Here is a 10,343-nt window from a genome sequence, read left to right as displayed (position 1 = left end):
ATCCACTAGTCCCTCCAACAGTCGTCTATCTCAGCCTTCCTACAATCGTCCATCCCAGCCTTCCTATAGTCGCCCATCTCAACCCTACTACAATCGTCCATCCCAGCCTTCTTACCAAAACCAAAACCCCGTTTACGTTCCTGCTCCTGTTTATGTTCCACCACCAGCCTATGCCCCTTCCCAGAGTTCTGTGCGTTCAGAGTCTGGGGGCAATGGTGTTCTAGTGGGGTTGGTCTTGCTAGTTGTGTTGATTGTAGGACTAATCGTTTTAGCCGGGATCCTGCAATCATTTTTTGCAAATCTTGCTAGTGCCAAAGCAGCGGATCCGACTAAGGGGATGAATCAACGGGAAAAGGCGATATGGCGAGAGATCAATAATGACATTATTACTATCACCCGCCTGCAAGTAGCCCTGTTGGCGATCGCTAGCAACGTTCAGCGAGAGCTTTCTCAACTGGTAGCAGATGCAGATTTATCCACCGCTGAAGGATTGTCGCAGCATCTTCAGGACGTAGTGCTAGTGCTATTGCGTACTCAGTCTAGTTGGACCCATGTCCGGGGTAGTTCCCAAACGGTGAAAACTAGAGAAGAGGCAGAGCGAATATTTGATGAATTCTCCCTTGCAGAGCGGAGCAAGCTAAGTGCAGAAACCTTGACCAACGTAGGCGGAAAGGTCAAGAAACGCACAGCTCATCTTAATGAAACTGATGGTCCTGCTTCCTACATTGTGGTAACGCTGTTGGTGGGAACTGCCCACGACAAGCCACTGTTTAGCAATGTGCAGACGGAGGCGGAATTAGTATCAGCCTTAAAGATGCTAACAACGTTCAAACCCGACTATCTCCTAGTCTTTGAGGTCATTTGGTCGCCCCAAGATGAGACTGACAGTCTAACGCAGGATGAGCTGATTACTGAGTATTCTGACCTTTATCAATTGGCCTAGTTGAGGTTTCTGTCAGCAAATGGGATGCAAAACTGATGGCAGTCATTTAGCCTTCTTGGTCAGGAACTGGTCAGGAAACTGTCACCCTATGGGATACTGATATTGGCTTAACAAAGCTTAAACCAGGAAAAGTGCCTCATACGTTGTGGTTACTAACCTGATAATATCTGTAATGTTTCTCTACGTAGGCTCAATGGCTGTAACTCGAGCAAGAATTGCGATCGATGCAATGGGCGGGGATCATGCCCCTGCTGAGATTGTCGCTGGGGCGCTGAGAGCGCACGAAGAACTGGATGCCGAGGTGATTCTTGTTGGCGATCCTGACCAAATCACCACGGAACTCAGGAAACACACCAGTTCGCAACCGATGGAAATTGTGCCCGCTGAAGGCGTGGTAGAGATGGAAGAAGAGCCACTGGTGGCTCTGCGGCGCAAGCCTAATGCGTCAATTAATGTGGCTATGCAACTAGTGAAGGAAAAGCGGGCTGATGCTGTGGTTTCGGCAGGTCATTCTGGAGCAGCCATGGCAGCGGCTCTACTGCGGTTAGGACGCTTGAAAGGAATTGAGCGGCCAGCGATCGCGGCTGTCTTTCCAACATTGATGGCTGGCAAGTCTGTGTTGATATTGGATGTTGGCGCTAATGTTGACTGCCGTCCTCAGTTTTTAGAGCAATTTGCTGTGATGGGCAGCATTTATAGCCAATATGTGATGGGCACAGAGGAACCTAAGGTCGGCCTGCTAAATATCGGTGAAGAGTCTACCAAAGGCAATGATGTTGCTATCCGCGCTCACCAGCTTTTGTCTGAGAACCCCCATATTAGCTTCATCGGTAATGCTGAAGGGCGAGATGTGTTGTCTGGCCGCTTTGATGTGGTTGTGTGTGATGGCTTTGTGGGCAATGTGTTACTAAAGTTTGCTGAGGCGGTTGGTGATGTATTGTTACAGATTCTGCGGCAAGAGTTGCCGCGGGGTATGCACGGTAAGCTAGGCACAACCCTCCTGAAGCCAAACCTACGGCGGATTCGCCAGAGAATTGATCATGCTGAGCATGGTGGAGCCTTGTTGTTAGGGGTCGATGGAATCTGTATCATTGGTCATGGTAGTTCCCAAGCTCCCACTGTATTCAATGCTGTGCGCTTGGCGAAGGAAGCCGTTGACCATACCGTGTTAGACCGTATCAATATGGCGCAGCAGGCTATGGTCGGCAAGCAATCCTAGGAATTGCCAATAGTTTCGGGTACAGATAAGGACAAGATTACTTTGAAACACCAACACGCAGGAGTCGCTATTACGGGGATTGGATCCGCAGTCCCTGCTACTATCCTTGATAATGAAGGTTTAAGCCAAATAGTTGATACCAACGATGAGTGGATTTCTAGTCGAACGGGAATTCGGCAACGGCGACTAGCAAGTGTCAACGAATCGGTGACCACCTTGGCAACGGTGGCTGGTGCTTATGCCCTGGAAATGGCGGGGGTTGATCCTGCGGATGTTGATTTAATGATTTTGGCAACTTCTACTAGTGATGACTTGTTTGGTAGTGCCTGCCGCGTACAAACCGCCTTGGGAGCCAACAGAGCTGTAGCATTTGATATCACGGCTGCCTGCTCTGGGTTTGTCTTTGGCATGGTGACCGCAGCCCAGTTTATTCACACAGGTGCCTACCAAACTGTACTTTTGATTGGTGCGGATGTGCTGTCAAGATGGACTGATTGGCACGATCGCCGCACTTGTATTTTGTTTGGGGATGGCGCTGGGGCAATGGTGCTACAGGCTCACGCAACTAATCACCTCCTGAGCTTTGAGCTACGCAGTGACGGTACACTTAACGACTGCTTAAACCTAGCCTATCAGCCGACAGCAACGGAGATTGGCGCTGGAGTTACGATCGCCCAAGGCACCTATCAACCTGTCACCATGAACGGACAAGAAGTGTATCGCTTTGCTGTGAAACAAGTGCCCGAAGTGATCGAAAAAGCATTGTATCGAGCTGGGATTACCGCCGCCCAAGTAGACTGGCTGCTACTGCATCAAGCAAACCAGCGCATTCTAGATGCAGTTGCCGATCGCCTAGGCATCCCTAGAGAAAAGGTCATCAGCAACCTGGCTCACTATGGCAACACCTCAGCCGCCTCCATTCCCCTGGCATTGGATCCAGAAGTGCGTCAGGGCAATATTAAGCCCGGTGATGTTATCGCCTGTGCTGGGTTTGGGGCTGGTTTAACCTGGGGTGCAACCGTTTTCCGCTGGGGACGGAACTAAAATCGACTATTGGCAAGGTCATTAGGTGTAATTCCTACCAACTGGCTGGTTACCGGTCAAGGATTGCTCACAATAACCCCTCGAAGCGAGGGTTTTGTTGAATAGCCTTGAGTACCTTTTTAATATCTTGAGTGCGCTCTTTTTTCACGATTAAGGTGGCGTTACCGTCGCGAACGACTACGACATCTTCTAGACCGATCGTCACAATCAGCTCATCCCGATTCTCTGCATAAAAGATGGAGTCTTTTGTATCCAAGCCGATATGACTAGCTAGTTCAACATTAAGTTGGTCTCCTTTCAATAGGCGTTCAATTGCATTCCAGTCTCCCAAATCATCCCAATTAAAGGCCACTGGTACCACGCAAGCTTTTTGGGTTTTTTCCATCAGGGCATAGTCAATGCTGATCTTGGGCAGCGATGGATAGGCAGCAACACCCTGTTGCTCTAGAGGTTGAATGAGTTCGGGGGCATAAGTGTGGAGTTCTGCGATCGTAGTGGCAGCACGGAAAATAAACATGCCCGCATTCCAGCTAAAGCGTCCTGTGGCGAGAAAGTTCTCGGCAGTAGCGCGATCAGGCTTCTCAGTAAATCGGCTGACCCGATAGGCAGGCATCCCAGCAAAGGTGCCTATAGCTTCTCCATGCTCAATGTAGCCATAACCAATCGCAGGGTAGGTGGGTTTGATCCCCAAGGTGGCGATCGCCGATGCTTGACTGGTCAACTCGACGGCTGCCTGCACAGTTTGGATGAATAAATCCTGTTCAGCAATCCAGTGATCAGCCGAAAAAAAGCCTAGCACAGTATTCTCACCGTAACGACGAGCAATTTCCAAGGTTGCCCAGGCAACAGCAGGGGCTGTGTCACGGCCTTCGGGTTCTACCAAGATATTGTCTATAGGCAAGTTAGGTAGTTGGTATTGCACGCCCGCTGCCAAGTGAGCGGTGGTAATCACCCAGATGGTTTTCCAGTCACCAGTGGTTGCCACGAGGCGATCAGCAGTCATCTGGAGCAGAGTGCGATCGCTACCATCTAGGCAGAGAAACTGCTTGGGCCGATGATGACGGCTCAGGGGCCAGAATCGTTCACCTTTGCCGCCAGCCAAAATGATGGGAATCAGCGATGATGTCATAGGAATGATGTAGACTCTGGGGATATAATCGCGTAAATTTTGTTTACATTACAAGACTCTTAATTGCAGCTTTTAATTGCAGCTTTGAGGTGCAGTTTTGAACTCTTGTCAGTGTGTGGTGGTTGAAAGTAGTAACAGATAAAGAGGAGTGCCATTTGTGTTGAATCAGTCTCTTGAGCGAGTAGCTTCAGATCAAGCAGGTTCAGAGAACTTTGCTGCGGATGCGGATAATGCTGATCCACAAGCGTATCATAAGGAGTCGATTCAGCCTGCTAGCTCTGCTCCTATGAAGCATACCTACTCGGTACCAGCCATATCCACGGATAACACAGCCTCTACTACTACCCAGCGGATGCAGGCCATACCCTCTACGCCGACATCATCACCGACATCATCAATTGATAGCGATTCTAGACATACTCTAGGCACTGCCCAGAAACAGAAACCAACTATTGCTAAGGTTGCCTTCTGGAGCCTAGTGTTTGGGGCCACGACTGTAACCTCAGCGATCGTGGGAGCTGTTATTGCCTTTGTAATCCCCCTGTCATCAACGGCCTTATCAGGGAATCCATCAGCACCTGACATGCAGGATCACCCGTCGTCAATTGTCTCTCTGTGGAGAAGCGGCTTTAAGTACTATGTTTCTCGTCCAGTGACAATTCTAGTCATGGGTACAGATGCTGTGTTAGATGGAAATCCATCTACGCAGAATGTGTTCTCTGGGCGTAGTGACACTATGCTGCTCGTACACCTTGATCCCCAGACAAAAGTTGTTAATCTGTTGTCAATTCCTCGTGATACCCGTGTAGAGCTAGAGGCCATCAACCCAGCCGATTTGCCACCAACTTTACCTCCAGACGTGGTGAGTGCTGGAGCTATGAAAATTAATCGTGCCAACGCTATCGGAGGGCCAGCTCTATCTGCCAAGGTTGTTAGCACGACACTGGGGGGAGTCAAAATTGATCGCTATGTCCGCGTCAGCACCGATGCCTTTCGAGAGCTAGTAGACCTGTTGGGAGGCATCGATGTCTATGTACCCTACCCTATGAAGTATGACGATTTCACCCAGAAACTGCATATCGACTTAGCACAGGGTTGGCAAACTCTAAACGGAGAGCAAGCTGAGCAGTTTGCTAGGTTTCGCCATGATGCCTACGGCGATGTTGGACGAGTGCAACGTCAACAGTTTTTGATGACAGCATTGAAGAAGCGCCTGACTAGTCCAACAGTGGTGCCCAAAATTCCACAAATTCTTAACGTCATGTCGAAATACATCGACACGAATTTGACGCTGGAAGAGATGCTGGCATTGGCTAACTTTGGGCTGAGTCTAGATCAGACTAACTTCAAGATGGTGCTCCTTCCAGGCCGATTTAGTCAGCCTGAGGAATATACCGAAAGCTACTGGATTATGGATCCAGAGGCTCGCGATCGCGTCTTATCCCAATACTTCAATGTTAAGACAGGTACTGCTACTGAACAGGCAACTCAACTACGAGATCTGCGTATTGCTGTTCAGAATGCCTCCAACCAACCCCATCTAGGGCGGGAGATAGTTGACTACTTGCAAGCCCGTGGATTCCGTAATGTTTACTTGATTGAAGACTGGCCAGATCCCCAGCGTCAGAGTCAAATCGTTGTGCAAAGAGGAGATCAGCAAGCTGCCGATGCTCTACGTCAAATGCTAGGCTTTGGGCAGCTACAGCTAGACTCTACTGGTGATCTAGAATCTGACCTGACAATCCGGGTTGGTAACGATGTCAAACCTGCCAGTTAATCAATTGCCAGTTACTCAATCTATACTCAATCTAGTTTGCGTCCAGTCAACTCCACAAAGATATCTTCTAGATTAGATGGACGTGCCATCATCCCAGTGCGAGATGGTTGTTGCTCCAGAAAGGCATTGGCATCCTCTAGTTCAGGGAAAAAGATATAGTGCCATTGTCCTGCCTCTTGCTTCATTACCAAACCTCGACCGTAGTTATGGCGCAACTCTGTCAGTGTGCCTAACTCAATCAGTCTACCCATATCCATAATGCCAACCCGACTGGGGATCGTTGAGCCAGTGAGGGTGGGATCACAGAGGTATTCCACTTCATCCATGTAGTGGGTAGTGAGCAAAATGGTCATGCCCTGGCGGTTCAAATCTTGGATGACTTCCCAAAGACGGCGACGAGTTTGGGGATCCAGGCCAACGGTTGGCTCGTCAAGAAACAGAATTTCTGGCTGGTGCAGTAACGCTCGTGCAATCTGAAGACGGCGCTTCATGCCACCAGAGAGGGTGCGCACAAGGTTGTCACGGCGATCGCTCAGTTCCATATAGTCCAACCAGTGATTAATTTGGTTCTGGCGATGGGGGTTGGGCAGATGATGCAGTCGTCCGTGCAACTCTAAAGTTTCCCACAGTGTTAGGTCTCCATCGAGGCTGACGGTTTGCAAAACAACGCCAATGCAGCGCTTTACGGCTTGAGCTTGGCGCACAACATCATAACCACATACAGCTACCTGACCACGAGTAGGGCGAGTAAGGGTGGTTAGCATCCGAATCGTAGTAGATTTCCCAGCACCATTAGGGCCTAGCAGGGCAAACATTTCGCCTTGGGGAATGTCTAGGGATAGGTCATTGACCACTGGACGATCGCCATACATTTTGCAGACATTCCGCAGACAAATTGCAGTCATCATTGTTGTTAGTAATTGTTGGGGGTTGGTTGTTAAGGGTTGATTTTGTTACGGTTGATTACCATTGCTGGCTATGAATTATTGTGACACCAAAGTTGTCTAGGATGCTGAAGGCGTTGGCTATTCAGCATTGAGGGACTGTGTTGATATGGGCATTGTCACATCCCTACTTGCTGCACATGATCAAGCATTTGCAAGCCATGGATGAGAGTAGCCCCGCCTCGAATGGCAGTTGCCACGTGCACAGCCTCGGTCATTTGTTCCAAGTCTGCCCCTTGTTGCAAGCATTCATGACTATAGGCATCGATGCAGTAGGGACACTGCACAGCATGGGAAACAGCTAAAGCAATTAGGGCTTTTTCTCTAGCTGAGAGGGCACCGTCAGCAAAAACCGCCTTGTAGTAGGTGAAGAATTTTTGAGCAAGTTCGGGGTTGCCATCGCCGATCGCACCAAAGTTGGGTAAATGGGCAGGGTTATAGTAGCTCATGAAATAGGCTTCTCAAGTATCAACGTCTTCATCATTGTCTACTGATCAATTGTCCGCTGAGCAACCGCGATCAAGAGCTAGTGGGATGTCCATCATCCTTTGTAAGCAAGCATGTAGTATCGCCAAGGAGCAGGATAACCTTCGATCGTCAAGGTTGGATTGTTAGGATCCAAAAAGTCCTGAAGACTTTGAATATCAGCCCAGGGGGTACGGCGTTGTTCAGAGGGTGCTAGGGGAGCAGCATAGATGCAGCGCAGTTGGGTAAACCCAGCACGGATCAGCCAATGTTCTAAGCAGGACTGGGTAGGCAAGAACCAGATGCCCCGTGCGTGAGCATAGCGCTGGCGGGGTGTGAGGGCGATTGGCAAATCACCGGGAATTCCTTGGCAATCAATGACTAGTTCTCCCTTGGGAGCAAGGGCATAGTGAAGTTTACGTAATAGACCAATTGGATCCGAATGGTGATAGAGAATACCTAGGCAGAAGATAGTGTCAAAAAATTGAGGATAAAGGTGAATGTGCTCAATGCCTAGCAACTCAAACGCTAGGGTATCGTGACGGACCAGGGTTTGAACGAGTTGGAAATTCCAAAAATGCTTGGCAACGGGTTCAAAGCCGATCACTAGGGATGGCTGTTGGGGGAGCATTCGGCACATAAAGTAACCGTTATGGCAACCAATATCTGCAATTCGCCGTTGGGCCAGCGGGTGAATGTGGGGCAGCAGGCGTGCCCACTTTTGATCAGAGCGCCACTCAGCATCGATCGTGATCCCAAAAAAATTAAATGGTCCCTTCTTCCAAGGACAAAAGGTTTGGAGTATCTGCATAAGCTGTTGGGACTGGATTGGGGATAAAGCGTGGGGCCACCCGATGGTGACTACATCCCCAGTGAAGTCCCAAGGGATGGGAGTAGGTAATTCAGCCCGCAGGGTCTGGAGCGATCGCACAGCCTCTCGATAGGGTTTGACACTAGGATGATGTAGGCGATCGTTCCGCTCTTGCCGAATTGTAACGATTTCCTCAGCCGCTAGCACTGCGCCGTAGTCGTGTAAGTAGTCGGGAGGGTAATAACCAACATCCGGATCCATAATAGACTGCCTATACTAGGGCTACCCAAGACACGAAGTTGTGCAGTTTGATGACTGATTCCACGTGGGAAAAACCACTCTCTAACAGCATTTGCACTTGCTGAGCTTCTGTTAAGGGCACCAAGACCTGCTCTAGAGCCTCTTTTTTACGCTCAATTTCTGTCTGGGCATAGCCATTGTGAGCCTTAAAGGCTTCGTAGTGACGAGTCACTGTTTCTTGAATATGGGGATGGGGAGAGATGACTTTTTCACTCAGAAATAGGATCCCTCCCGGCACTAGCCCCTGGTGGATCGATCGCAGTAGGCGTTGTCGCTGTTGCAGGGGCAAAAATTGCAGAATGTAGTTGAGAATCACGACACTGCTATTGGTAATGGCGACCTCATCAGCAGACTGACACAGCAATTCCACCTGATGGTGCGACTGAATATGTTTTAGTTTTTCTTGGGCACGGTTAATCATCGCCAAGGAGTTGTCAATGCCGACTAAGTTTGCTGGCGGTGGTAAACAGCGCCCTAGCAGTTCTAGCAGGGTGCCTGTAGAGCAACCAATATCAATGAGCCGAGTACCGGGTTGGTAGTAGGTTTTGCTCCATAGGGCTGCACAGGTTACTACTTCTCGATACAGGGGTATCGATCGCGACACCATATCATCAAATACTCGTGCCACCTCATCATTAAAGACAAATGGCTTTGGCCACTGCCCCTGTGCATAGAGATCATCCTTCTCTGGGCTGAGGTAAAGTGTCGTGGGATAGGGATCTGGCGTGTGGGGATCAACCATGGGCAACTCCTGGCAACAAGCCTGGCTCATCGGTGCCAAAGGGTAACGCCACCGGGTTTGTCGATTAGGGTAATGCCCTGGGCTTGTAGCAAATCTCGAATGCGATCACTCTCTGCCCAATTTTTGGCAGATCGAGCAACTCGGCGCTCCTGAACTAGAGCCTCTACCTCGGCATCGGTCAGCCCTGTATTGTTTGCGATCGTGGGCACAGATGCTCGCAGTCCTAGGACTTCAGCCAATACCACTAGGGTCTGCCACTGCTGGCGCAAGTCTTGGGGATTGGCATCGGGCTTGCCATTGTGGACAATCATGTTACCCTGACGACGCAAGTCCTTAGCCAATTCAAATAGCACAGCCAGAGCAGCAGGGGTATTCAGGTCATCATCCATGGCTGTCTGGAATCGCCGCACAGTGTCACTATTTCGATCAATATGCATAGCAGATGGATCCATAAGTGCTGGATCCTCTGCATCCAGCCAGCCTAAAGCCTTACCATGGTTAATCCCTAGTAACAAACCTTCATTTAGAGTTTCCCAAGCATGACGAGCGGAGGCAATTGCATCATCGGTAAAGTCGATCGGTTTTCGGTACTGTGCCTGAAGAATGAACAGTCGCAATACCATGGGATCCACACCAGACGCTAGAAGCTGCCGAATGGTAGTGAAGTTGCCCAACGACTTCGACATTTTCTCACCACCGACATTGACCATGCCATTGTGGAGCCAGTAGTTAGCTAGGGGCACCCCAGTCACTGCCTCTGATTGAGCAATTTCGTTCTCGTGGTGAGGAAATACCAAATCAGCCCCGCCGGTGTGAATATCAATGCGATCGCCCAAGGTCTGACGCACCATCGCTGAACATTCAATATGCCAACCAGGCCGTCCTTTGCCCCATGGTGACTCCCACGCTGGCTCTCCGGGTTTAGCTCCCTTCCACAACACAAAATCAAAGGGATCTTGTTTACGGCCA

General features: G+C 49.7%; 10 protein-coding genes. 4 read left to right on the top strand and 6 right to left on the bottom strand.

What is annotated here, in order from left to right; all coding sequences use genetic code 11:
- The 3 genes from NZ772_07110 to NZ772_07100 form a co-directional block, all read left to right on the top strand.
- Positions 1-943 (top strand): DUF1517 domain-containing protein (locus NZ772_07110; GenBank protein MCS6813327.1); only part of this gene is annotated, 943 nt, incomplete at its 5' end.
- Positions 944-1,136: 193 nt separating this feature from the next.
- The gene (gene plsX / locus NZ772_07105; GenBank protein ID MCS6813326.1) at positions 1,137-2,162 is read left to right on the top strand and encodes a phosphate acyltransferase PlsX; all 1,026 of its coding nucleotides are present in this window, start codon (positions 1,137-1,139) and stop codon (positions 2,160-2,162) included.
- Between the two features lie 42 nt (positions 2,163-2,204).
- Positions 2,205-3,206 carry a ketoacyl-ACP synthase III gene (locus NZ772_07100; protein ID MCS6813325.1) on the top strand — a complete coding sequence of 334 codons (1,002 nt, stop codon included), beginning with the start codon at positions 2,205-2,207 and terminating at the stop codon, positions 3,204-3,206.
- Positions 3,207-3,273: 67 nt separating this feature from the next.
- Here the strand turns inward: NZ772_07100 and NZ772_07095 are convergent, their stop codons facing one another.
- A complete protein-coding gene (locus tag NZ772_07095; protein ID MCS6813324.1) occupies positions 3,274-4,335 on the bottom strand; it encodes a sugar phosphate nucleotidyltransferase in 1,062 nt (353 codons plus the stop codon).
- 157 nt (positions 4,336-4,492) lie between these two features.
- Here NZ772_07095 and NZ772_07090 point away from each other — a divergent pair, with 157 nt between their 5' ends.
- The gene (locus NZ772_07090; GenBank protein MCS6813323.1) at positions 4,493-6,112 is read left to right on the top strand and encodes an LCP family protein; all 1,620 of its coding nucleotides are present in this window, start codon (positions 4,493-4,495) and stop codon (positions 6,110-6,112) included.
- 26 nt (positions 6,113-6,138) lie between these two features.
- On the opposite strand, the gene NZ772_07085 is transcribed toward NZ772_07090, so the two are convergent.
- The 5 genes from NZ772_07085 to NZ772_07065 form a co-directional block, all read right to left on the bottom strand.
- Positions 6,139-7,020 carry an ABC transporter ATP-binding protein gene (locus NZ772_07085; GenBank protein MCS6813322.1) on the bottom strand — a complete coding sequence of 294 codons (882 nt, stop codon included), beginning with the start codon at positions 7,018-7,020 and terminating at the stop codon, positions 6,139-6,141.
- Positions 7,021-7,175: 155 nt separating this feature from the next.
- The gene (locus tag NZ772_07080) at positions 7,176-7,505 is read right to left on the bottom strand and encodes an arsenosugar biosynthesis-associated peroxidase-like protein (GenBank protein MCS6813321.1); all 330 of its coding nucleotides are present in this window, start codon (positions 7,503-7,505) and stop codon (positions 7,176-7,178) included.
- A gap of 92 nt (positions 7,506-7,597) precedes the next feature.
- On the bottom strand, positions 7,598-8,593 hold the full coding sequence (gene cmoB / locus NZ772_07075) for a tRNA 5-methoxyuridine(34)/uridine 5-oxyacetic acid(34) synthase CmoB (GenBank protein MCS6813320.1): 996 nt from the start codon (positions 8,591-8,593) through the stop codon (positions 7,598-7,600).
- 10 nt (positions 8,594-8,603) lie between these two features.
- Positions 8,604-9,374, bottom strand: coding sequence for a carboxy-S-adenosyl-L-methionine synthase CmoA (gene cmoA, locus NZ772_07070; GenBank protein MCS6813319.1), 771 nt, complete (start codon positions 9,372-9,374; stop codon positions 8,604-8,606).
- 26 nt (positions 9,375-9,400) lie between these two features.
- Positions 9,401-10,343 (bottom strand): cysteine--tRNA ligase (locus NZ772_07065; protein MCS6813318.1); only part of this gene is annotated, 943 nt, incomplete at its 5' end.

This window comes from Cyanobacteriota bacterium, from assembly GCA_025054735.1.
Lineage (GTDB): Bacteria > Cyanobacteriota > Cyanobacteriia > SKYG9 > SKYG9 > SKYG9.
This window is presented reverse-complemented; position numbering and strand designations above follow the sequence as displayed.

Coding starts and splice junctions, on each gene's coding strand:
- plsX (MCS6813326.1), top strand. CDS start 1,137: ATGGCTGTAACTCGAGCAAGAATTGCGATCGATGCAATGGGCGGGGAT.
- NZ772_07095 (MCS6813324.1), bottom strand. CDS start 4,335: ATGACATCATCGCTGATTCCCATCATTTTGGCTGGCGGCAAAGGTGAA.
- NZ772_07085 (MCS6813322.1), bottom strand. CDS start 7,020: ATGATGACTGCAATTTGTCTGCGGAATGTCTGCAAAATGTATGGCGAT.
- NZ772_07080 (MCS6813321.1), bottom strand. CDS start 7,505: ATGAGCTACTATAACCCTGCCCATTTACCCAACTTTGGTGCGATCGGC.
- cmoB (MCS6813320.1), bottom strand. CDS start 8,593: ATGGATCCGGATGTTGGTTATTACCCTCCCGACTACTTACACGACTAC.
- cmoA (MCS6813319.1), bottom strand. CDS start 9,374: ATGGTTGATCCCCACACGCCAGATCCCTATCCCACGACACTTTACCTC.